Source organism: Caldicellulosiruptor morganii (genome assembly GCF_026810225.1).
Taxonomy (GTDB): domain Bacteria; phylum Bacillota; class Thermoanaerobacteria; order Caldicellulosiruptorales; family Caldicellulosiruptoraceae; genus Caldicellulosiruptor; species Caldicellulosiruptor morganii.
Genome location: NZ_CP113865.1, coordinates 540,418 through 562,868 on the forward strand (window position 1 = coordinate 540,418; position 22,451 = coordinate 562,868).

Here is a 22,451-nt window from a genome sequence, read left to right on the forward strand (position 1 = left end):
GCATTGAGATGGCTTTTTTCAATGCTCCTTTTATTTTTGGGAGAGATAAAAAAATAAACAGGAGGTATAAAAAATGAGAATAATTGATGTCACCCTTGAAATTTCTAATGAGATGGTATCATTTCCGGGCGACCCGAGGGTTGAAATAGCAAAGGTTCTGGATATTAAAAAAGGAGATATTGCCACTGTGTCCAAACTCATGCTTTCTTCCCACACTGCAACCCATATTGATGCTCCGGCTCATTTTATAAAAGATGGGCTTACTGTTGACAGGCTCCTGCTTGAAAACCTCATGGGAAAAGTAAAGGTTATTGATGCTATTGATGAAGACAGGATAAATAGAGAATTTCTGTCCAAAAAAGAAATAGGAGATGCAAAAGCAGTGTTTTTTAAAACAAGAAATTCGCAGTATTTGCATTCGAAAAGTTTTTACCACAGCTATGTGAGTCTGTCACTTGATGCAGCTGAATATTTGATTGAAAAAGGTGTGAAGGTGGTTGGTATAGATTATCTTTCGATTGAGGAGTACGCATCTGTGGACTATCCTGTCCACAAAACATTGCTTTCAAGGGAAGTTGTAATTGTTGAAGGGCTAAATCTTTTGAATGTCTCCGAAGGTGAATATAGCTTTGTTGCGCTTCCGTTGAAAATAAAAGGCTGTGACGGCGCACCTGCAAGAGTTGTTCTGATAGAAGAGTAAACTTTTATTGTTTTAAAAGAGCGCTGTGCTGGTTAAATAAATAATAAGGCGCTCTTTTTATTTTATATAAAAGAGGAAGAAGGAGTGAATGTACAGGGTGCTTTTTAAAAACAGGTTTGAAGCAGGAAAGAAGCTTGCAGGAAAACTTGTTCAGTTTAAGGAAAGAGAAGATGTAATTTTGTTTGCTGTACCAAAAGGCGGAGTTGTGGTTGCAAAGGCAATCTCTGATATATTAAAAGTGCCATTTGACATTGTTCTGGCAAAGAAGATTGGTGCACCTTTTAACAGTGAGTTTGCCATTGCAGCGGTGGATATAACTGGCGATGTGGTTGTAAATCAAGATAATGCTGAATACTTAATGGTTAGCAAAGAATACATTGAGCACCAAAAAATAAGAGTTTTAGATACCTTGAGAAAACAGCTTGTCAAATACAGGGGAAGTGTTGACTATGAAACTTTGTTGAACAGAGTTGCTATAATAGTTGACGATGGTATAGCAACAGGTGCAACCACAAAAGCGTGTATAAGATTTCTTTCAAAGTTAAACCCCAGGCAGATTTATATTGCAACCCCGGTGATTGCTCCCTCAACCTTAAAAGAACTTGAGAAGGACTGCGATGGTGTATTTTATCTTATCAGCAGTGAACCGTTCTGGGCGGTTGGACAGTTTTATGTGGATTTTTCGGATGTTTCAGATGAAGAGGTCCAGAAACTGTTGAATTAGAAAAAATTTTTAAGCTGTGTGTGCACAAAATTGTTAACATAAAGGTTATTTTTGTGGTATCATAGAAGAAGAACAAGCAGAAGAATTGTTGCAGGTTTTGAGTGTGATGGGATATGGATTTTTACAGGGTGGGCGATAAGGTTATTAGCCTTCAGAAGATAATTGATGAGGTTAGAAAGATTCTTGATTTGCGTCAGAAAGGCTTTTCGCAGATAGAGGTTGCTGAAAAGCTGAAGGTTGACAGGTCTTTTATTTCAAAGCTTGAAGGACTGGGTGAGGTCAGAAAAGGAAAAAACATAGCAGCAATAGGTTTTCCTGTAAAGAATAAAAAAGAGGTTGAAGAGGTTTTGCAAAGCTATGGAATTAGCTACTATCTTTTGATGACAGAAGAGGAGAGGAATAACTTTATAAACTCCCTTTCTGCAGCACAGCTTCTTAACATTATGGGAGAGTATATAAACAACTTTAAAAACTTTGACATTGTAATTGCAATGGGTTCAGATTTCAGACTCAACTGGTTCAAGGCGTTTTTGGATTGCGAGGTAATTACAATTCCGCTTGGAAAATCTCCGCTAAAACACGATGTTGAGGTGGATATAGAGGCTCTTAAAAATATTTTGGATACAATCACTCAGTAGAAAAGAGGCGAGGGCTTTTGGTAAAAAGGGTTGTGAGTGTGAGCATTGGTTCGAGTAAAAGGAATCATAAGGTTTATGCCAGAATCAAGGGAATTGATTTTGAGATAGAGAGAATAGGAACAGACGGCAGTATAGAAAAGGCAATAGAGATTATAAAAAGCTTAGATGGAAAAGTTGATGCATTTGGAATGGGCGGAATTGACATTGTACTTTATGGTGGCGGGAAAAACTATGTTATAAAAAAAGCTCTTCCTATAAAAAATGCTGCACAAAAAACACCACTTGTTGATGGCACAGGTGTAAAAAATACCTTTGAAAAATGGGTGATAAAATATCTTCAAAAGAACAATGTAATAGATTTTAAGGACAGGACCGCTCTTGTTGTATGTGCACTTGACAGATACAAGCTTGCAGAAGGACTCTATGAAGCAGGTTGCAAATTGCTTCTTGGTGATGCGCTTTTTGCACTTGGCATTCCTTTTATGATAAAAAGTCTTAAGACTTTTTACTACCTTGCTGCATTGCTTGTTCCATTTATCATAAAACTTCCATTTGAGATGCTTTATCCCAATGATGATAGGAAAGAAGAAAATCCCAAAAAGCTGCAAAAATACTGGAAGTACTATAAAATTGCTGATATTATAGCGGGCGATTATAAGTATATTCAAAAATATATGCCAGATAATCTGGAAAATAAGATAATAATTACTAATACCATTACAAAAGAGGATGTTGAAGATTTAAAAGCAAGAAAGCTAAAAATGCTTGTTACAACAACCCCTGAGTTTGATGGAAGGTCGTTTGGCACAAATGTTGTTGAAGCGATACTGGTGGCTCTGACTGGCAAACGACTGGAAGAAATGAGTGAGCAGGAGATAGAAGAACTTATAAAAGAGATTGATTTTAAGCCAAGAGTAGAAATATTCTATTGATGAAAGAGTATATTTACAAAAGATTTTTTTGATGTTAAAATAGAGTTCAAAATAAGTTAATAAAAAAGTGGTGGTCAGAAAAGAGCAAAAGAAATTTGCTCTTTTCGGGCCTGAGTGCAATCAGGCAGCAGGAGTCAAAAATCCTGCGGGACCCATGTTTTTGTCAAAACATGAGTCTTCGCAGGATTTTTTTATATTTTCAAAGAATCTCTTTTCCAAGCCTTAACAGAAAGGAGTTTGTATGAAATCCTATGGATAAGCAAAAAGCAGCGCTTTTATCGGTTTTTTCTAATACCGCTTTGATTTTGCTCAAAGTTACAGCCGGTGTGATCATGGGTTCGGTTTCGGTTATCTCAGAGGCCATTCATTCAGGAATTGATCTTTTAGCAAGTGTTATAGCGTATTTTTCAATTAAACAGGCAAAAAAGCCGGCAGACAGCGACCATCCTTTTGGACATGGCAAGTTTGAAAATGTCTCTGGTGCATTTGAAGCTATTTTAATATTTTTGGCTGCCATCCTGATAATTTATGAAGCAATAAAAAAGATAATAAACAAAGGAGAAGTTGAGAGCATTGAAGCCGGACTTGCAGTTATGTTAATTTCAGCTATTGTAAATCTTTTTATATCTTCAAAGCTGTTTAGGATTGCCAAAAAGACCGATTCTGTTGCTTTGGAAGCTGACGCGATGCATCTTTTTACTGATGTGTTTACTTCATTTGGAGTGTTTCTGGGTCTTGTTTTGATTAAGTTTACGCATATATACATCCTGGACCCTGTAATAGCCATAATTGTTGCCTTGATGATAATAAAGGCTTCTGTGGAACTTACCCGGAAGGCTTTGTGCGACCTTGTTGACAGGAGTCTTCCTCAGGATGAGATAAAGCTGATAGAGGATATCATAAAAAGATACTCCCAGGTGACAAGTTATCACAAGCTCAGAACAAGAAAGAGCGGTGACAGAAGAGAGATTGATGTCCATATCCGAATGGAAAACTCCACAACCCTGATTGATGCACATAATCTTTGCAATATGATTGAAGACGAGATTAAAAATGCCCTGCCCAACTCCTATATAACAATCCACATAGAGCCAGAAAATGAAGAGTGATTTATTTTTCTTCAACAATTTCTAAAATTTGGTCATACAAATCTTTGCCAATATAGATTTTATTTTTTATTAATTCATCAAGAAATGGTTTAACATTTTGAATTAGCCCTTTTTCTTTAGCTTTAATTAGAATACCAATAGTACCTGTTACTTTTAAACCAAATAAGTTTGCATATTTTCTGGCAAGATAATCATCAATAATGCAAAGTTCGGCACCTATTTCTTTTGCTAAGATTATTACCTCTACTTCGCCCTTATGCAATGAAGTCGAAAAAAATTTTTTAGCTTCTTCATTTTTAATTTTTTCTATGACAATAAATTCATACTTTTCCACATTTACTCTTTTATCTTCAGGACTGCTTAATGCAACTTCTTCGTATACAGCATATGGAATATAAACTTTTTCATAAAGAGATTTTAACAAAGACAGTTTGTTAATAGAGTTAAATGCAATTATTGGAGTTGAATTAACAATTACTTTACGCATTTTGAACATCCTCTTCTATTTCGTTTGGGTGGTCAAAATGAAATATTGAAATTCCTTGCTCAGCTAAATATTTTATGAATTCTCCCTCACTGAGATTTGCAAGTTCGGCTGCCTGACCAATTGATAATTTTTTTTCTTTATAATACTTTGCAGCAATTAACTTCTTTATTTCAGCAGATAATTTGTTTTCATCTTCCCGCAAAGCTAAGAATATTTCAAAAGGGAGTTCTATATTAATATTTTTATGCATCATTTATGCACCTTCCTTTTTCTAACGAGTTTTATTTATATTATAGCATTATTGATAGATAATTTCTGCAACAATCACAATTTTTCTTTCTTGACATAGAAAGTGCTTTGATTTATAATTGTCAAAAGTTAAAATGTTCAGGCATAAATTATATGAGAGCAAACTAAAATTAATCTTAAAAACAAAAATTAAATTTTGTCTATAGAAAAAGGGGAGGAAAAAATGGCAAGAGAAATGGATACAGCAAAGTTTCAACTTTCGCGTGAAGCCTATGAAAAATACTTGAAGGAACTTGAAATTCTTAAAACTGTTAAAAGAAAAGAGGTTGCTGAAAAGATAAAGATTGCTCGTTCATTCGGTGACCTTTCAGAAAATTCTGAATACGACGAAGCCAAAGCAGAGCAGGCAGCTTTGGAAGAGAGAATTGCATACTTAGAAAAGCTCATAAACAATGCAAAGATAATTGACAAAGATGAGGTTTCAACCGATTATGTGGGAATTGGTACAAATGTGAAAATTCAGAATGTGGATACAGGCGAAGTGGTAGAATATTCTATTGTAGGTTCAAAAGAGGCAAATCCTTTTGAGTTCAAAATCTCCGATGAGTCGCCTGTTGGCAGAGCGCTGATGGGCAAAAAGGTTGGTGATATTGTGGAAGTTACTGTTCCCGCTGGAAAGTTCAGATATAGGATACTTGAAATATCAAAATAAAAAAGATGGAGTTGGTGAAGAGGCATGAGTGAGTTCGAATTTACTCAGGAGGAGTTAAACGAACAGATACAGAACAGGATAAAAAAGCTAAGAGAACTTCAGCAGAATAGATACAATCCATATGAAAAGGTAAAATATGATATAGCTCACTATTCAACAGAGATTAAAGAGAATTTTGACCAGTTTGAAGGCAAGTTTGTATCTGTTGCGGGAAGGATGCTGTCAAAAAGGGGTCATGGCAAGGCTTCGTTTGTGGATATATTGGATTCAAAAGGGAAAATTCAGGTTTATATCAAAATTGATGAAGTTGGTGAGGATAAATATCAGGAATTCAAAGAATTTTATGATATTGGTGATATTATAGGTGTCAAGGGTGAGGTCTTCAAGACTCATAAAGGTGAGATTTCAATCAAGGCAAAAGAGATTGAGATGCTAACAAAGTGCTTGAGGCCCCTTCCAGAAAAATGGCATGGTCTTAAAGATGTTGACACAAGGTACAGGAAAAGATATCTTGATTTAATTGTAAATCCCCAGGTAAGGGACACTTTTATAAAAAGAAGTTTGATTATCCGCTCGATCAGGAAATATCTGGATGAGAGGGGTTTTTTAGAGGTAGAAACGCCGGTTTTAAGCCCGATAGCAGGCGGTGCTGCTGCAAGACCATTTATCACTCACCACAATGCACTTGACATGGACCTTTACCTTAGAATAGCAACAGAGCTGCACCTCAAGAGGCTAATTGTTGGCGGATTTGACAGGGTATATGAACTTGGAAGGGTTTTTAGAAACGAGGGTATATCAATAAAGCACAATCCAGAATTTACAACAATTGAGATTTACCAGGCATATGCTGATTACAAAGATATGATGAATTTGACCGAAGAATTGATAACAACTGTTGCTAAAGAGGTTTTGGGGACACTGAAAATAACATATCAGGGGCAGGAGATTGACCTCACACCCCCATGGCAGAGGCTTACAATGATTGAGGCAATAAAGAAATATGTTGGAGTTGACTTTTCGCAGGTTCTGTCATTGGATGAGGCAAGAAAGATTGCAAAAGACCTTGGCATTGAAGTTGAGGACAGCTGGCAAATAGGTCATATTATAAATGAGGTTTTTGAACAGAAGGTTGAGGACTTTTTGGTTCAGCCAACATTTATCATGGACTATCCTGTTGAGGTATCACCGCTTGCAAAACGCAAAAGAGACAATCCACAGTTTACAGAGAGGTTTGAACTTTTCATAACATGCAGGGAAATGGCGAATGCTTTTTCAGAGCTGAACGACCCGTTTGACCAGAGAGAGAGATTTTTGGAGCAGTTAAAAGAGAGGCAAAGAGGTAACCAGGAAGCTCACATGATGGATGAGGACTTCATAGAGGCGTTAGAGTATGGAATGCCACCCACAGGTGGGCTTGGTATTGGGATTGATAGGCTTGTTATGCTGCTTACCGATTCTTACTCAATAAGAGATGTTTTGCTTTTCCCCACCATGCGACCAAAAGACTAAAAAAGAAAAAAGGGCAGTTCATTTTGCAAAAACTGCCCTTTTTTTAGACACTATTTTTGAGTTGTGCTATAATAAAATAGGATATTTAAAAGGTGAAAAAAGGAGTTATGGCGCATGAAGATAGCAATCCCCCATGCACTTTTGTACTATTATTATTTTCCTCTTTGGGACACGTTATTTAAAGAGCTCGGCTTTGAAGTTGTTGATACCGGAATAACAAATAAAGATATACTTGACAAAGGTTCCAAGGCGGCTGTTTCGGATATCTGCGCACCGATTAAGATTTTTACCGGGCATGTCATAGAAGGGCTTGAAAAGGCAGATTATGTTTTTGTTCCAAGGTTTGCGCGGATAAAAAAGCCGGAATACTTTTGTCCCAAATTTATGGGGCTTCCTGATATAATTGAAGGGACTGTTGAGGGAAGCAGCAAAAGAGTAATCTCTCCCATAATATATGAAAAGGACAATGAAAATATTAGTTCACCAAGGATATACAATGTTCTGACAGAAGTCTTTGGTTTTTCTCACAGAGAGCTGAGATTTGCTTTAAAGAAAGCTGAAGAAGTATTTTTGAGGTTTAAGAATTTGCTTCACAGCGGTCTTAGCTGTGATAAGGCGCTTGAGAGCTACAGGTTTGGACGTTGGGAAGAGGATTTGAAAAGAGTGAAAAAGGATGGAGAAGTGACTGTAGCTGTTCTGGGGTATGTTTATGATGTCTATGACTCTTTTATAAGCATGGATGTGATAAAAAAGCTTGAAGCAATGAATGTCAATATAAAAACCTTTGAGATGGTGCCAACAGATGTGGCATATGCAAACCTGAAACACTACAGAAAAAACCTGTTCTGGACGTTTTCAAATAGAATCCTGGGAGCAGGTCTTTTCTATCTCAAAGACCCGGAGGTTGACGGTGTGATTCATGTCACAGCATTTGGATGTGGACCTGATGCGATTGTGGGAAGGTTTTTGCAGTATGAAAGTGATATTGCCGGAAAGCCTTTTACAACTTTGAGAGTTGATGAGCACACAGGCGAAGGACATATGCTGACAAGGCTTGAGGCATTTGTGGATATGCTAAAGAGAAAAAAATGGGCAAGTGTGTTGCATGAAGTTTAATGCGGAGGGCAATTAAAAATGAAGGTTTCTTTTCCGTATATGGGGTCAGCAATAGTATATAAAAAGCTTTTCGAGTTTTTGGAGCACGAGGTTATAATGCCGCCAAAGCCAACCCAAAAAACAATGGACCTTGGAGTAAAGTATTCACCCGAGTTTGCCTGCATTCCTCTCAAGATGGTGATGGGCACATATTTGGAGGCTATTGAAAGAGGGGCAAAAGTGCTTGTCACATCCGGTGGGCATGGCCCGTGCAGAGCAGGTTTTTATGGTGATACCCACAGAAATATATTAAAGTCACTTGGCTATGATGATGTTGAACTTATTATATTCGACGCACCGCAGGATAACTGGAAGGCGTTCTGGCAAAATGTCCAGAAAGTCCGAAACGGTCTTCCATGGCATAAGATTATAAATAGAATGTATACATTATACAGATTTGTGCAGAAGTTAGATGAGCTTGAAAAGATGGTGCAAAAGATAAGACCTTATGAAATCAACAAGGGGCAGACAACACAGGTCTGGAATGAAATCCAGGAAAAGTTTGATAAAATAAAAACACGAAAAGAACTTTATGAAGTGTATGAAGAATGCAAAAAGATGCTTCTGAGTATTCCAACAAAAGAGGTTGATGAAAAAGACAGGATTAGAGTAGGGATTGTTGGTGAAATTTACGTTGTTATGGAAAGTTCAATTAATTTTGGTATAGAAGAAATTCTGGGCAATCTTGGTGTTGAGGTTGAAAGAAGCCTTTATCTTTTTGAATGGATAAATGACAATCTGGTTCCATGGGTATTGCGCCCCAGGAGGTTTAAAGAGATAATTAAAAAAGGGCAGAGGTATATAAAGATTCTGATAGGTGGACATGCTGTGGAAACTGTTGGGCACATTGTGGACTTTAAAGAAAGAGGATTTGACGGGATAGTCCATCTTATGCCATTTGCATGTCTGCCGGAGCTTGTGACACAGAGTCTTATACCAAAAATTTCAAAAGAACTTGATATCCCAATTTTATCTTTGCCTATTGATGAGCAAACAGGAAAGGCAAATATGTTAACAAGAATAGAAGCCTTCATTGACCTTTTGAGGCACAGAAAAAAGGGAAAGACCAAAGAAGTCTTTGTGGATGAGCTTCAACAACATGCTGAGGAAGAAAGGGTTGTCATGGTATGAAGAGTATCTACATAGGTGTTGATGTTGGGTCTGTTTCTACGAATGTTGTTGCCATTGATAGAGATGTCAATGTTCTTTTTAAGACATATATAAGGACAAATGGGCAGCCGATCGACTCTGTGAAAGAGGGAATCCGTCAGCTTAAAGAAAGCCTTGGCGATGTGGAAGTTCTGGGGGTTGGCACAACCGGCTCTGGAAGGCAGCTTGCCGGTGCCATCCTTGGTGCAGATGTAATCAAAAATGAGATAACAGCACACGCAACAGCAACAATCCACTTTGTGCCGGATGTCAGAACAATCTTTGAAATAGGCGGACAGGATTCGAAGATAATAATTATCAAGGACCAGATGGTTGTGGACTTTGCAATGAACACTGTGTGTGCTGCCGGGACAGGGTCTTTTTTGGACCATCAGGCAGAAAGGCTCAAAATTCCAATTGAGCAGTTTGGGGACCTGGCGCTGTCGGCGAAAAATTCTGTCAGGATTGCGGGAAGGTGCACTGTATTTGCAGAGTCGGATATGATTGCAAAGCAGCAGTTTGGTTTTTCAAAGGCGGAGATAATAAGAGGGCTGTGTGATGCGCTTGTTAGAAATTACCTGAACAACGTAGGAAGGGGTAAAAACTTAGAGCCGCCTTATGTTTTCCAGGGCGGGGTTGCGGCAAATAGGGGTATAAAGGCTGCATTTGAAAGGGAGCTGAAAAGTGAGATTATCGTCCCTGAGCATTTTAACGTTATGGGTGCAATAGGCAGTGCAATACTGGCAAAGGACTACATTGAAAAGAATAAAGTAAAGACAAACTTCAGAGGATTTGATGCTGCAGACATCGAATTTACAACATCATCTTTTGAGTGCAAAGGATGTTCCAACAGGTGCGAGGTTGTAAGGGTTGCAATGGAAGGAAAGGTCATTGCAATGTGGGGCGACAGATGCGGTAAGTGGACAAATTCCTTATAGAATATTCAAAAAACCATGGGCAGTATCCCATGGTTTTTTCATTTTAAGTTCACAAAATTTAGTTATATATTATCATCAGGAAAGTGATATAATAAAAGTAAAGAAAACTTATAAAGAAGGTCCTGTGTTATGTCCGAGGGGTAAGGGATTATATAATGTCACTTCTTTTGAAGATGTGCGCTATAGAGTCATACCCGGGGAAAGAAGATGAGCTCAAAGAATTTGTGGAAAATGAACTGAGTAGTATGCATGTCTTTTACGATGATGATGGTCTGAACAACCTTTTTGGAGAGAGAGGGAAAAATCCCAGAGTGCTTTTGAATGCACATCTTGACTCTTTCGGCAGTGAACAGATGAACAAAAATTGGATGATGGAAGTGGTGTACGATGAAAAAACCGGCAGAATAAAAGGAAACGGTACACGTCCAGTAGGTGCTGATGACAGGTGCGGGATCGCAATAATTCTGGCTCTTTTGAGATTCACAGACTTTAGTTTCAAATTTCTCTTCACAACTTCCTGCGAAGATGAGCACAGAGGAGTGAGATTTTTTATCAGAAGTATAGCAAGAAGACTCCATTTTCTACAAGATGGAGATGAATTGATAAAAGTGTGATAAAATGTTTCTGGGTGATGTCAAGTGTACAAAACACAGAAAAATCATATAAGATGTGATAAGAAAACATACAAACTTTTGCGAAAGCTCTGTCACTTTTCTAAAAACCTGTACAACTTTGCTCTGTATCATATAAGACAGCACTACTTTCAAACCCATGAACACCTGCGATATGAAAGCGTATACCATCTTGTGAAAGAGAACAAAAACTACAGACTTTTGCCATCACAGGTTGCTCAGCAGACACTTATTTCGGTGGATGAAGCTTTTAAATCTTTTTTGAACCTTTTGAAAGCCAAAAAGGAAGGAAAGATAAAAGAGAAAGTTTTAATGCCAAGATACTTACCCAAGGATGGGATGTATCAGATAGTTTTCCCAAAAGACCAGTTCAAAATAGAAGACAGAAAAGTGAGACTGAGTCTTGGTAGAAACTTTTCAAAGGAGTTTGGGGTAAAATACTTATATTTTGATTTGCCAAAAAACATTGCAGGCAAAAAGATTAAAGAAGTCAGGGTAATCCCGAGATACCATGGTAAATGGTTTGAGATTGAGTATGTGTATGAGGAAAAGGAGCATGATTATGAACTTGACAAAAACAGAATATTGGCAATAGACCTGGGGTTAAACAACTTTGCAGCGGTGGTTAGTGCCATTGGGACTGCCTTTTTGATAGAAGGCAGGTTTTTAAAATCAGTCAACCGATGGTACAACAAGGAAAAAGCAAGACTGCAAAGTGTATACTCCAAACAGGGAATCAAATATGGCTCAAAACTTGCTCAAATTTCTCTTAAAAGACAGCATATAGTTGAGAACTTTTTAAATCAGGCTGTGAACTTTGTAGTTAAGCACTGTCTGGAAAATAAAATAGGAGTAGTTGTTGTGGGCAGGATGAAAGAGATAAAGAAGGGTATAGAGCTGGGGAAGGTGAACAATCAGAGCTTTGTTGGAATACCATACAAGAAGTTTAAGAGAAAATTAGAAGCAAAGTGCAGGTTGTATGGAATAGAGTATGTGGAGGTAGAAGAAAGTTACACCTCACAGAGGTGCAGCAGATGTGGGGTGGTTGACAGGAGTAACAGAAAGCACAGGGGCTTGTATGTATGCAAGGAATGTGGGAATGTGGTGAATGCGGATATAAATGGGGCGATAAACATACTTTTAAAGGTAGCTGGTGAGTCTGCGATAAAGCAGATAATCAGTAGTGGGTGTGTGAACCACCCTGTGAGAATAAGGGTAGCTTAAAATGCTGCCAAACTTCTCATGAAGCCTTCACCTTTTTAGGTGGATGGTAGTTCACTGATGATCATCCCGAGTTTTTCAAAGGTGTAAATCTTGTGATTGGACTTGACAGGCGTGGCTTTGGCGATGTTGTCTGCAGCTACGGTGGAAAAGATATATGTTTTAAGAATGAATGCATTGACAAAGTAGTTGAAATGGGAAAAAGCCTGGGGATTCCGGCAAAGAGAGAGAAAAGTCCTCATATTGCCGATATAAGATACATTGCCGATAGGTTTGGGATAAGCAGTTTCTGTCTTTCTGTAGGTTATTACAATCCTCACACTCCATCCGAGTATGCGGTGCTGGATGAGGTTGTCAGAACGTATGATTGGATGTGCAGAATTTTGGAATGTGTGCACTAAAATAGTCTTTTAAGGTCCCGGGTAACGGGACTTTTTTGTATTGTGTTTTTAATTTTCATTGGGTATAATGTATTAAAATGTACTTTGAGCTTACACTGTTTCGCTTCTCTTTAAGAGAAAAAATCGTTAAAAAAATCCATGATGGTACAAAAAACATGTCGACATAAGTTTTCAAATATTATACAATAAATAATTAATCATCTCTGGATTTCAGTAAAAAAATCAATATACAAACAGGGGGAAATGTTTCAATGGAGGAAAAACTTATATACATTGATGGGGAGTTTTACAAAAAATCAGAGGCAAAGATATCGGTTTTTGACCATGGCTTTTTGTACGGTGATGGAGTGTTTGAAGGGATAAGAGTCTACAATGGGAAGATTTTCAAGTGCAAGGAGCACGTGGACAGACTGTATCAAGCAGCAAAGGCAATCTATATGGAAATACCTATATCGAAAGAAGAGATGGTGGAAGCTTTAAAGAAAACCTGCAGGTTGAATAACATTAAGGATGGATATATAAGGCTTGTGGTATCACGCGGTGTTGGTGATCTGGGTCTTTCACCAACCAAATGCCCAAAGCCAACCATTGTTATAATTGCTGACTCAATTGTTCTGTATCCCCAGGAGATGTATGAAAAGGGCATGAAGGTTATAACTGCCTCAACAAGGCGAAATAATCCTCAGTGTTTGGACCCGCAGATAAAATCTTTAAACTATTTAAACAACATCCTGGCAAAGATTGAAGCAAACAGGGCTGGTGTGCCGGAGGCTATAATGCTCACCCAGGATGGCTATGTGACAGAGTGCACAGGTGATAACATCTTTATTGTGAAAGATGGAGAGCTTATTACACCGCCTGTTTACCTTGGTGCTCTTGATGGAATTACAAGAAGGACGGTTATGAAACTTGCAAAAGACCTTGGTATCCCGGTGTATGAAAAGGTGTTTACGCTCTACAACCTTTACAATGCTGATGAGTGTTTCTTCACAGGAACGGCTGCAGAAGTTATAGCGGTGACAGAGGTTGATGGTAGAAAAATAGGAAGTGGCGAGGTTGGACCAATCACGAAGAAGCTTATGGAAGAGTTCAAAAAACTTACACTTGTTGACGGTGTTGATATATATGATTAAGTTTTGAGGGAGATGTGAAAAAATGCGAAGTGATATTGTAAAAAAAGGTTTTGAAAAAGCTCCCCAGCGCTCACTTTTCAAAGCGATGGGGTACACGGATGAAGAGCTCAGAAGACCTCTGATTGCTGTTGTGAACTCATGGAACGAGATAGTACCGGGGCATATTCACCTTGACAGGATTGCAGAGGCAGTAAAGGCGGGAATTAGGCTTGCAGGTGCAACACCTGTGGAGTTTAACGTCATAGGTGTTTGTGACGGCATTGCAATGGGGCATATTGGCATGAAGTATTCTCTTATCACAAGAGAGCTCATTGCAGACTCAATTGAAGCAATGGCAATGGCACATCAGTTTGACGGTATGGTTTTGATTCCAAACTGCGACAAGATTGTACCGGGTATGCTTATGGCAGCTGCAAGAGTGAACATCCCGAGCATATTCATAAGCGGTGGACCTATGCTGGCAGGACGGGTTGATGATAAAGTATGCGACCTCAACTCTGTATTTGAGGGTGTTGGGGCATACTCTGCCGGAAAGATTTCCGAAGAAGAGCTGTATGCACTTGAGGAAAATGCATGCCCGGGCTGTGGCTCATGTTCCGGGATGTTTACAGCAAACACAATGAACTGCCTCAGCGAGGTGCTTGGACTTGCACTTCCCGGAAATGGTACGATTCCAGCGGTTATGGCAGCGCGAATTCGACTTGCCAAAATGGCTGGTATGAAGATAGTTGAGCTTGTTGAAAAAGACATAAAACCATCTGATATTCTGACAGTTGAGGCATTTGAAAACGCTCTGGCAGTTGACATGGCGCTTGGTGGCTCAACAAACACCATTTTGCACCTTCCGGCTATTGCAAATGAGCTTGGGATAAAGCTTGACCTTGATATTATAAACCACATCAGTGACAGAACACCAAACCTTTGCAAACTCTCACCTGCAGGGCATTACCATATCGAGGACCTTTACTTTGCAGGTGGCGTTCAGGCTGTTATGAACGAGCTTTCCAAAAAAGGGTTGATTCATTTAAATCTTTTGACAGTTACAGGTAAAACTGTGGGAGAGAATATAAAAGATGCAAGGGTTAAAGATTACAATGTAATAAGACCTGTGGACAATCCATACTCACACACAGGTGGGCTTGTGATTGTGAGGGGCAACCTTGCGCCCGATGGTGCTGTTGTGAAAAAAAGTGCGGTGCCACCTAAGCTGATGAAGCACAGAGGACCTGCACGTGTGTTTGAAAGCGGTGAAGAGGTGTTTGAGGCAATCCTGAAAGGAAAGATTCAAAAAGGTGATGTTATTGTCATAAGATACGAAGGACCAAAAGGTGGACCCGGTATGAGAGAGATGCTCTCACCAACATCGGCTCTGGCAGGGGTTGGACTTATTGAAGATGTTGCACTCATCACCGATGGAAGGTTTTCAGGTGCAACAAGAGGTGCATGTTTTGGGCATGTATCACCGGAGGCAGCAGAGAGAGGTCCGATTGCTGCTGTGCAGGATGGAGATATCATCTCAATTGATATAGAGAATAAAACACTTACCCTGGAAGTTCCTGAAGAGGAAATAAAAAGAAGGCTTGAAAGCCTTCCACCGTTTGAGCCAAAAGTGAAAAAGGGGTATCTTTACAGATACTCAAAGCTTGTAAGGTCAGCGTCAACCGGTGCTATACTTGAATAAAAATCTTGTGTTGGGGGTTGTGGTATTTTGAAGTTAACAGGTGCCGAGATTATCGTTGAGTGTTTAAAAGAGCAGGGAGTAAAAGAGGTATTTGGATATCCGGGCGGTGCTGCGCTGAACATATACGATGCACTCTATAAGCATCAGGATGAGATAAAGCATTATTTGACATCACACGAACAGCACGCCTCCCATGCAGCAGACGGGTATGCAAGAGCGTCTGGCAGGGTGGGGGTTGTGTTTACAACCTCAGGACCCGGTGCTACAAATATCGTCACAGGTATTGCAACAGCCTATATGGACTCAGTACCGGTTGTTGCGATAACAGGTCAGGTGCCCACAAACCTTCTTGGCAAAGACTCATTCCAGGAAGTTGATATAACAGGTATTACCATGCCAATTACAAAGCACAATTTTATTGTAAAGGATGTAAATGTTTTGGCCGACACTATAAGACGTGCATTTGAGATTGCACAGAGTGGAAGACCGGGACCTGTTTTAATTGATGTTTGCAAGGACGTAACAGCAGCATATGCTGAATATGAAAAAAAAGAGCCAAAGAAGATTAAGAAAAAGGTTTTTGCAACACAACAAGATATAGAAAAGGCAATTGAGCTTATAAATTCAAGTGAAAGGCCCTTTATTTGCTCGGGCGGCGGGGTTATTTCGTCAGAGGCTTCAGAAGAGCTCATTCAATTTGCAGAAAGGTTAAATGCGCCTGTTGCAACAACTTTGATGGGTGTTGGTGGATTCCCATCAACTCATCCAAACTATACAGGGCTTGTTGGAATGCATGGAAGCCGTGCTTCCAACTATGCAGTTTCACACTGTGACCTTTTGATTGCAGTTGGAGCAAGATTTTCAGACAGGGTAATAAGCAAAGTTGACAGGTTTGCACCGAATGCCAGGATTATCCATATTGATATTGACCCGGCTGAAATTGATAAAAATGTGAGCTCAGATATTGCTCTGATTGGGGATGTAAAGCAGATTTTGAAGATTTTGATTGATAATATTGAGAAAAAGACAAATACTGAGTGGATAGATATGATATATGAATGGAAGAAAAACTATCCTTTGAGCTATCCAAAAGATGGTAAGCTTCATCCGCAGTACGTTGTTGAGAGAATTTCGGAACTCACCAATCATGATGCAATAATCACAACAGAGGTTGGGCAGAACCAGATCTGGGCAGCACAATTCTACAAATATCAAAGACCAAGACAGTTTATCTCATCTGGTGGTCTTGGCACAATGGGCTATGGTTTTGGCGCGGCAATTGGTGCAAAGATAGCAAGACCTGACAAAGTGGTAATTGATATTGCAGGGGATGGAAGCTTTAGAATGAACTGCGGTGAACTTGCAACAGCTGTTCACTACAACATTCCTGTGATAGTTGCACTGCTAAATAATAGCGTTCTGGGAATGGTAAGACAGTGGCAGGACCTTTTCTATGGCAAGAGGTTTTCTCAGACAACCCTTGACAGACCGCCTGATTTTGTAAAGCTTGCCGATGCATATGGTGCACTTGGTATAAGGGTTACATCACCGGATGAGGTTGACAGGGCTATTTTAAAAGCACTTGAGTCTGGAAGACCAACTGTGATTGACTTTGTAATTGATAAAGACGAAAAGGCACTGCCAATTGTCCCACCCGGCGCTCCAATTGATGAGATTATTGATTAAAAATGTATATTTTAGCAAAAGTTTTAATCAAATAAACTATTTTGGAATTTATTAATCAATATCAACAATATTCAAAGCTATAAAGAATTATGCTCCCTATTTGGTACAGCATAAAGAGTAATAAAGCTGTTTATTTATACAAAATAGGGAGCATATTTTTTTGTGGAAAAAAGTTATAGGAGAATTACTGGTGTAATTGAGTTCAATGATTAAGTGCTTTGTTCTTAGAAATAGGCAAGCAAGTCAACTTTATAATAAATTCAAGAAAATTGGAGAAATTTTGAGCTATTTAAAGAAAAATATATTCTGAGCTCAAAATTTAGCTGAGGATAAGCTAAAAAAAAAAAAAACGGGTTTGACAGTGAAAGATATATAAGATAAAATTTGCATATAAATTCCAAGGATAAATTTACAGAAAAAATAATTTAATTATGCAGTGGTATAAAAATAGAGTATATAATGAAACATATCAAATATCAAGTGAGATGAAAGAAATATAAAGTAATGTATTAAATAAGGTTATATCATATAATGTTTTGCTATAGAAATTGTACTTAATAATTACATGAGATAAAATAAATGTGTTAAGAAAAATGAATAACAGAAATAATACCTTGTAGATGTTGTGTCTGTTCAAGCAAGTGGCTGGTATGATTTGCGCTAAGTTTAACAAAATCAATTTTTGGGGTTATAGCATTTATTGCTATAACCCAAAATTATCAATTATTTGGGAGTGATTGCAATTTGACTAATGTATTAAAGTATGAATTTAAGAGGTTATTAAGTAGAAAGGAATTTTTTATTGTAATGGTAATTGCCTTTTTTTACATAAGTGTGGATTTTGTCTATCATTCAGTAAAGTTAATCAACGCACCTTTTTTTGAACTACCATCTGCATATCAGATGTGGATACTGTACAATAAGGTTGGTGGACAATGGGGACAGGTATTTGTTTTTTTCTTGCTTCCGTTGTTTGCAGCCATACCATATTCAGATTCTTATTTGGAAGATAAGAAGACAGGAGTTATAAATTTTATTGTCACACGATGTGACAGAAGACTCTATCTTTTTTGTAAGGGAATAGCTGTCTTTTTCTCTGGTTTTATTGTGGTTTTTGTACCATTGTTTATTAATCAGATACTGTGTCTTTGTTTATTGCCTGTTTATTCTCCATCGGAAAATGTATTTAACCATCCAACATATAATGCTTACCAGTTTTTGAGCACGGTACAGCTTCCCAAATTGCATTCATTGAATCCTTATTTGCATAATTTATTTTATATGCTTTTAAATAGCATGTTTGCTGGCATAATTGCTTTGCTTTCATATTCTATATCATTCTTGAAAAAAATGAACAGATATTTGGTGGTAATTTTAGTATTTTTATTCTGTTTAATTGAAAATGTTGTTGGAAAATTAATAAGTTCGTCAACTACTTTTTCAATAATTGATTATTTACATATTTTTTCATTTTCATTTGAAATCACAAATTATCTGTATTTTTTAATCTTTATGCTTGTACTGATATTTGTAAGTCTTTTTATTATCAAATTAGAATATAGTAAGGATGACGTGTAATGGAATTGAGAAAATTTTCAAATTTAAACCTGGCGAGAAAATTTGCAGCTTATTTTACAACTTTGCTGGTAGAATTTATCCTTGCGCTCTCTATGTTTGAAATTTTGAGCGTAAATAAAACATGCACAATTGATTTAATTTTACTTCAAATGTTTAGAGCAAACGTGATTACGTTTTTTTATGTTCCTTTATTTCTTCTTTTAATAAGTTCGCAGGGGTATACAAATAATTACCTGATTATTCTGAAATATTCTTATGTTGAAGATTGGTGGAAGGGAAAAATAAAAATTTTTTTAGAAGAAACCTTAATCTATTTTCTTTTGATATACACTGTACCTTTAATAGTAGTTATTATATTAAGTTCAAAGTATTTAAAAGTTTTAAGCTATAAGGAATTTGTTTTTATTGTAGAGAGTCTTATTATTGCTTTTCTTTTGTTGGTTATATATGGAACAGTATACCTTGCTGTATCAACCATTATTAAAAAAACTATTGCTGCATATGTAATTGGTGTATTGGTGCCTTTTATAGATTTCATTTTTATGTACGTTTTCAAGACAAGGAATTTCTCTGGTATTACCGCAGGTATGTTAATAAATTTTTTTATGAGCTATAGCCTATCGACAGAAAGGCAAATTTTTTTGTTTGTAATATACCTTGGCTATTTCCTGTTGCTTTTTGGCGTTCTGAACATTATTATGATAAATACACTCAAAAAAATTGATGTTTGCAGAGGTGATAAAAAATCAGAAAACTGATAAATTGCATTGCTTCTTCCTTTGTTATCTCATTGCTGATTGCTTTATACTGGCTGATGGTTTTAAGATTTTATAAGAATACTTCAACTGAAATTTTTGTAATCTTGAGTTTGGGTTATTTACCTTTTCCGGATAAAGCAAATTCATTTATGCCTCTTTTAATCTATGCTTTACCAAGATTATATCTTATTGCTGCTTTGGGAAATGTTTTTTCACAGGATTTTGAAAGAAGCGCTGTTTACATTTTTACAAGAAAAGACAGCAGGCTATCATGGTATTTTAATAAACTTTCTTTCATATCTTTGCATATTTTATCTTTTGCAGTTGCATTTGAAATAACTGCAATACTGTTTGCCATGGCAAATAGATTTGGGGCTGAATCTTTCATAAATGGTCTTTTGTGTTGTGCGACAATGGCTCTGCTATATTTTATGTCTGTAATGCTATTTGTTATAGCTGCAAATTTATTATCGCTGTATGTAAACTCAAGAATATCATTTCTGATTACTGTAATGGTCTGGGTAATATCTATTGTTCCCTATTTTGTATCTTTTAATGATTTCAATTATTTTTTAATAAAGTTCAGTCCTGCTTTGCAGGATGTTCTGAGCTGGCACAGTGATAGATTTATCGTGAGTGTCACCAAAAATTATGAAATAGATAACATAAATGGTTTTAGCATATGGTGGTCAATTTTTATACTTGCTATTTATCTTTCAATTGTGGTGGTAATGGGAATGAGAGTGGTTAAGAATATCGAAATATTAGAAAGAGATTGAAAATAAATGAGGTGATTTTGAGTTATGAAAGCAATAGAAGTAAGAAATTTAACAAAGATAATCAAAGGAAAAGCTATCCTGGATAATGTTAATCTTGAACTTGACGAAGGAAAGATTTATGGATTTTATGGCAGGAATGGTTCGGGTAAAACTATGCTATTTAGAGCCATATGCGGTTTGATAAAACCAACATCCGGAGAGATTGTTGTTTTTGGTAAGAGGATAGGGAGAGATATTTCTTTTCCTGAGAGTGTAGGGGTAATTATAGAAAATGTTGACCTGTGGGATAGCTTAACTGGCTTTCAAAATCTCAAGCTGCTGGCTTCTATCAAAAATATAATTACTGATGACGAGATCAAAAATGCAATAAAAAGAGTAGGGCTTGATCCAGAAGATAAAAGACCATATAGGAAATATTCGCTTGGCATGAAACAAAGATTGAAAATTGCACAGGCTATAATGGAAAAGCCCAAATTGATTGTTCTTGATGAGCCCACAAATTCTCTTGATGAAGACGGTGTTAAACTTGTAAGACAAATTTTGATAGAGGAAAGAACAAGGGGAGCAACAATATTACTGGCAAGTCATATAAAAGAAGATATAAATTTGCTGTGTGATTATAAATTTAAAGTTGATTCAGGGAAAGTCTACTTTTCGGAAGTGTGCAACAGTTGAGAATTACAATGCAAAAAGGTATAATTTTGACTGGGTAGCATTAAAAATTATTCTGTGTGCAAAAGGTTGGTAATATATATGCTGCCAGCAGAAGAGCCTTAATAAGAGGTGTAAAAAAACGTGGTAACAGTTCAGGCCAAGCTTATTTTTGAAAGTTATGAAGACAGGCAAAAGGTACTGGAGCTTATGAGAAGATGGTCATCCTGCATGAGATTTGCATACAAAAGGCTTTTAGAAGGCTTTGATAGAAATAGCCTCAAAAAAGATTTGCAGAGGATTTTCAATTTGAACTCAAGGTATGTAGATGATGCAATAATGAAAGCAAAGGGTGTTTTAGAGTCCTGCAAGCAAAGAGGGGAAGACCCGAGGAAAGCTATCTTTGGCGGCAGAGAGCTTTTTGAAAAGCTCAAAAAGCGACATATAAACGGCAAGCCTTATAAAAAACTAAAAATTGAATGGCAGGAAAAAAGAAAAGGGAATTTATACTCAAGAGGAGACAGGAGCAAGAAAGGGAACTTGAACACAAGGATTGTGGTAAATGAAAGAGGCACATTTTTGAGGATAAATATAGGAGATAGAAAGTATGTATTTGCCAGATTGTCAGCCGGTTTTAAAAAAGACAAAAACAGAAAAGAAATTTTACAGGAGATTGCTATTCTTGAAGTGCCTTATTCAGTAGAGCTAAAACTCAAGAATGGGAAAATATATGCTTACTTTTCAGTAGAAGAACTCTTTCCAGTAACAGAAATAACCAGAGAAAATGGTGCTATAGGGATAGATACAAACGCATATCCAAATCACATGGCATGGGTAGAGGTGGACAGAAACGGACAGTTTATAAGCCATGGCAAGATTCCAATGCCAGAGCTTGAAAGTGGGAAATCTAACAAAAGAGAGTATTACAGGTGGCAGTATGCACATGAGATTGTAAAGATAGCAAAAGAGAAAAGAAAGGCAATTGTTATAGAGAGGCTTGATATAAAAGACAAAGGAAGAAGAGGAGATTTTTCTTTCAGAAAATCAAGACGGATAAGACACTTTTTCAGCTACAGGTCGCTTTTAGACAAAGTTAAGATTTTAGCAAAACGAGAAGGGATAGAGGTTATAGAAGTAAATCCTGCGTACACATCGGTGATAGGGATGCTGAAGTTTGCACCGCAGTTTATGATAAGCAAAGATGTTGCAAGCGCATATGTGATAGCAAGAAGGGGACTTGGGAAAAAAGAGAGGATACCTGCAAACTACATGAAGCTTTTAAATAGTCTTGATGTAAGTAGTTTAGAAGAGCTAAAAGAGTATGTAAGCAAAGAAGTTAAGAATATACACTTGAGAAGGAAACAGATAAAAGAAATTGAATATGTAATGCGTAAGATACAAAGCCCTGGGAGTGAGTCAGGGAGGCTATTTGCACCTCTGGATGGAACAAGTGCGGGTAGCTGTAGTGAAGGCTACAATCTCTGGCGAGTTCTCAGGGTAGCGGTGGTGACGCCACTCTCCCCTGACAGGGTGTTGCGAGACATGTCTGTCCTGAAATCGGTATTAGTTTCAGGGCAAGTGGGGGGACCGAAAATCGGCGCAAGTTCCTACTTCTTGGGGTAGGGG

23 protein-coding genes are annotated in these 22,451 nt (G+C 37.5%); 21 read left to right on the plus strand and 2 right to left on the minus strand.

The window, feature by feature from the left end; translation table 11 throughout:
* Window positions 1–73 precede the first annotated feature (73 nt).
* The 5 genes from OTK00_RS02530 to OTK00_RS02550 all read left to right on the plus strand — a co-directional run bounded on the left by OTK00_RS02530 (window position 74) and on the right by OTK00_RS02550 (window position 4,103).
* The gene (locus OTK00_RS02530) at window positions 74–700 is read left to right on the plus strand and encodes a cyclase family protein (RefSeq protein ID WP_045170363.1); all 627 of its coding nucleotides are present in this window, start codon (window positions 74–76) and stop codon (window positions 698–700) included.
* 97 nt (window positions 701–797) lie between these two features.
* On the plus strand, window positions 798–1,424 hold the full coding sequence (locus tag OTK00_RS02535; protein ID WP_045170529.1) for a phosphoribosyltransferase: 627 nt from the start codon (window positions 798–800) through the stop codon (window positions 1,422–1,424).
* A 113-nt stretch (window positions 1,425–1,537) separates the two neighbouring features.
* Window positions 1,538–2,062 (plus strand): helix-turn-helix domain-containing protein, encoded by a 525-nt coding sequence (locus tag OTK00_RS02540; protein ID WP_045170362.1) that lies wholly within the window; start codon window positions 1,538–1,540, stop codon window positions 2,060–2,062.
* A 17-nt stretch (window positions 2,063–2,079) separates the two neighbouring features.
* On the plus strand, window positions 2,080–2,994 hold the full coding sequence (locus tag OTK00_RS02545; protein ID WP_045170361.1) for a hypothetical protein: 915 nt from the start codon (window positions 2,080–2,082) through the stop codon (window positions 2,992–2,994).
* Between the two features lie 251 nt (window positions 2,995–3,245).
* Window positions 3,246–4,103 carry a cation diffusion facilitator family transporter gene (locus tag OTK00_RS02550; RefSeq protein WP_045170360.1) on the plus strand — a complete coding sequence of 286 codons (858 nt, stop codon included), beginning with the start codon at window positions 3,246–3,248 and terminating at the stop codon, window positions 4,101–4,103.
* A gap of 1 nt (window position 4,104) precedes the next feature.
* Here the strand turns inward: OTK00_RS02550 and OTK00_RS02555 are convergent, their stop codons facing one another.
* Entirely contained in the window at window positions 4,105–4,590 is a 486-nt protein-coding gene (locus OTK00_RS02555; protein ID WP_045170358.1) for a DUF3368 domain-containing protein, read from the minus strand.
* On the minus strand, window positions 4,583–4,843 hold the full coding sequence (locus OTK00_RS02560) for a UPF0175 family protein (RefSeq protein ID WP_241765552.1): 261 nt from the start codon (window positions 4,841–4,843) through the stop codon (window positions 4,583–4,585). The genes OTK00_RS02555 and OTK00_RS02560 overlap by 8 nt, the downstream gene beginning before the upstream one ends.
* Before the next feature lie 219 nt (window positions 4,844–5,062).
* On the opposite strand from OTK00_RS02560, the gene greA reads away from it, so the two are divergent.
* The 16 genes from greA (at window position 5,063) to OTK00_RS02640 (ending at window position 22,448) form a co-directional block, all read left to right on the plus strand.
* Window positions 5,063–5,551 carry a transcription elongation factor GreA gene (gene greA / locus OTK00_RS02565; protein ID WP_082054665.1) on the plus strand — a complete coding sequence of 163 codons (489 nt, stop codon included), beginning with the start codon at window positions 5,063–5,065 and terminating at the stop codon, window positions 5,549–5,551.
* A gap of 24 nt (window positions 5,552–5,575) precedes the next feature.
* Window positions 5,576–7,063: a lysine--tRNA ligase gene (gene lysS / locus OTK00_RS02570; RefSeq protein WP_045170356.1), complete on the plus strand. Its 1,488-nt coding sequence runs from the start codon at window positions 5,576–5,578 to the stop codon at window positions 7,061–7,063.
* A 114-nt stretch (window positions 7,064–7,177) separates the two neighbouring features.
* Entirely contained in the window at window positions 7,178–8,179 is a 1,002-nt protein-coding gene (locus OTK00_RS02575; RefSeq protein ID WP_045170355.1) for an acyl-CoA dehydratase activase-related protein, read from the plus strand.
* Between the two features lie 18 nt (window positions 8,180–8,197).
* Window positions 8,198–9,349, plus strand: a complete 1,152-nt coding sequence (locus tag OTK00_RS02580; RefSeq protein WP_045170354.1) for a 2-hydroxyacyl-CoA dehydratase — start codon at window positions 8,198–8,200, stop codon at window positions 9,347–9,349.
* Window positions 9,346–10,305, plus strand: coding sequence for an acyl-CoA dehydratase activase (locus OTK00_RS02585; RefSeq protein WP_045170353.1), 960 nt, complete (start codon window positions 9,346–9,348; stop codon window positions 10,303–10,305). The genes OTK00_RS02580 and OTK00_RS02585 overlap by 4 nt, the downstream gene beginning before the upstream one ends.
* A gap of 155 nt (window positions 10,306–10,460) precedes the next feature.
* Window positions 10,461–10,919, plus strand: coding sequence for a zinc-binding metallopeptidase family protein (locus OTK00_RS02590; protein ID WP_241765551.1), 459 nt, complete (start codon window positions 10,461–10,463; stop codon window positions 10,917–10,919).
* Between the two features lie 24 nt (window positions 10,920–10,943).
* Window positions 10,944–12,161: an RNA-guided endonuclease InsQ/TnpB family protein gene (locus OTK00_RS02595; RefSeq protein WP_045170352.1), complete on the plus strand. Its 1,218-nt coding sequence runs from the start codon at window positions 10,944–10,946 to the stop codon at window positions 12,159–12,161.
* Between the two features lie 92 nt (window positions 12,162–12,253).
* Window positions 12,254–12,559 (plus strand): hypothetical protein, encoded by a 306-nt coding sequence (locus OTK00_RS02600; protein WP_241765550.1) that lies wholly within the window; start codon window positions 12,254–12,256, stop codon window positions 12,557–12,559.
* A 251-nt stretch (window positions 12,560–12,810) separates the two neighbouring features.
* On the plus strand, window positions 12,811–13,692 hold the full coding sequence (gene ilvE, locus OTK00_RS02605) for a branched-chain-amino-acid transaminase (protein WP_045170351.1): 882 nt from the start codon (window positions 12,811–12,813) through the stop codon (window positions 13,690–13,692).
* A gap of 22 nt (window positions 13,693–13,714) precedes the next feature.
* Window positions 13,715–15,373 carry a dihydroxy-acid dehydratase gene (gene ilvD, locus OTK00_RS02610; RefSeq protein WP_045170350.1) on the plus strand — a complete coding sequence of 553 codons (1,659 nt, stop codon included), beginning with the start codon at window positions 13,715–13,717 and terminating at the stop codon, window positions 15,371–15,373.
* Window positions 15,374–15,400: 27 nt separating this feature from the next.
* On the plus strand, window positions 15,401–17,059 hold the full coding sequence (gene ilvB / locus OTK00_RS02615; RefSeq protein WP_045170349.1) for a biosynthetic-type acetolactate synthase large subunit: 1,659 nt from the start codon (window positions 15,401–15,403) through the stop codon (window positions 17,057–17,059).
* 744 nt (window positions 17,060–17,803) lie between these two features.
* A complete protein-coding gene (locus tag OTK00_RS02620) occupies window positions 17,804–18,637 on the plus strand; it encodes a hypothetical protein (protein WP_045170348.1) in 834 nt (277 codons plus the stop codon).
* Window positions 18,637–19,395 (plus strand): hypothetical protein, encoded by a 759-nt coding sequence (locus OTK00_RS02625; protein ID WP_045170347.1) that lies wholly within the window; start codon window positions 18,637–18,639, stop codon window positions 19,393–19,395. Before OTK00_RS02620 ends, OTK00_RS02625 begins: the two co-directional genes overlap by 1 nt.
* Window positions 19,396–19,427: 32 nt before the next feature.
* A complete protein-coding gene (locus OTK00_RS02630) occupies window positions 19,428–20,174 on the plus strand; it encodes a hypothetical protein (protein WP_045170346.1) in 747 nt (248 codons plus the stop codon).
* A gap of 24 nt (window positions 20,175–20,198) precedes the next feature.
* The gene (locus OTK00_RS02635) at window positions 20,199–20,849 is read left to right on the plus strand and encodes an ABC transporter ATP-binding protein (RefSeq protein WP_045170345.1); all 651 of its coding nucleotides are present in this window, start codon (window positions 20,199–20,201) and stop codon (window positions 20,847–20,849) included.
* 120 nt (window positions 20,850–20,969) lie between these two features.
* Window positions 20,970–22,448: an IS200/IS605 family accessory protein TnpB-related protein gene (locus tag OTK00_RS02640; protein WP_045170344.1), complete on the plus strand. Its 1,479-nt coding sequence runs from the start codon at window positions 20,970–20,972 to the stop codon at window positions 22,446–22,448.
* The last annotated feature ends 3 nt before the right edge of the window (window positions 22,449–22,451 follow it).

Excerpts from the sequence above, each read along its gene's own strand:
- OTK00_RS02590 (WP_241765551.1), top strand. The coding sequence starts at position 10,461 with ATGTCACTTCTTTTGAAGATGTGCGCTATAGAGTCATACCCGGGGAAA.
- ilvD (WP_045170350.1), top strand. The coding sequence starts at position 13,715 with ATGCGAAGTGATATTGTAAAAAAAGGTTTTGAAAAAGCTCCCCAGCGC.
- OTK00_RS02580 (WP_045170354.1), top strand. The coding sequence starts at position 8,198 with ATGAAGGTTTCTTTTCCGTATATGGGGTCAGCAATAGTATATAAAAAG.
- lysS (WP_045170356.1), top strand. The coding sequence starts at position 5,576 with ATGAGTGAGTTCGAATTTACTCAGGAGGAGTTAAACGAACAGATACAG.
- OTK00_RS02530 (WP_045170363.1), top strand. The coding sequence starts at position 74 with ATGAGAATAATTGATGTCACCCTTGAAATTTCTAATGAGATGGTATCA.
- OTK00_RS02575 (WP_045170355.1), top strand. The coding sequence starts at position 7,178 with ATGAAGATAGCAATCCCCCATGCACTTTTGTACTATTATTATTTTCCT.
- greA (WP_082054665.1), top strand. The coding sequence starts at position 5,063 with ATGGCAAGAGAAATGGATACAGCAAAGTTTCAACTTTCGCGTGAAGCC.
- OTK00_RS02555 (WP_045170358.1), bottom strand. The coding sequence starts at position 4,590 with ATGCGTAAAGTAATTGTTAATTCAACTCCAATAATTGCATTTAACTCT.
- OTK00_RS02540 (WP_045170362.1), top strand. The coding sequence starts at position 1,538 with ATGGATTTTTACAGGGTGGGCGATAAGGTTATTAGCCTTCAGAAGATA.
- OTK00_RS02635 (WP_045170345.1), top strand. The coding sequence starts at position 20,199 with ATGAAAGCAATAGAAGTAAGAAATTTAACAAAGATAATCAAAGGAAAA.
- OTK00_RS02625 (WP_045170347.1), top strand. The coding sequence starts at position 18,637 with ATGGAATTGAGAAAATTTTCAAATTTAAACCTGGCGAGAAAATTTGCA.
- ilvE (WP_045170351.1), top strand. The coding sequence starts at position 12,811 with ATGGAGGAAAAACTTATATACATTGATGGGGAGTTTTACAAAAAATCA.
- OTK00_RS02585 (WP_045170353.1), top strand. The coding sequence starts at position 9,346 with ATGAAGAGTATCTACATAGGTGTTGATGTTGGGTCTGTTTCTACGAAT.
- OTK00_RS02560 (WP_241765552.1), bottom strand. The coding sequence starts at position 4,843 with ATGATGCATAAAAATATTAATATAGAACTCCCTTTTGAAATATTCTTA.
- OTK00_RS02550 (WP_045170360.1), top strand. The coding sequence starts at position 3,246 with ATGGATAAGCAAAAAGCAGCGCTTTTATCGGTTTTTTCTAATACCGCT.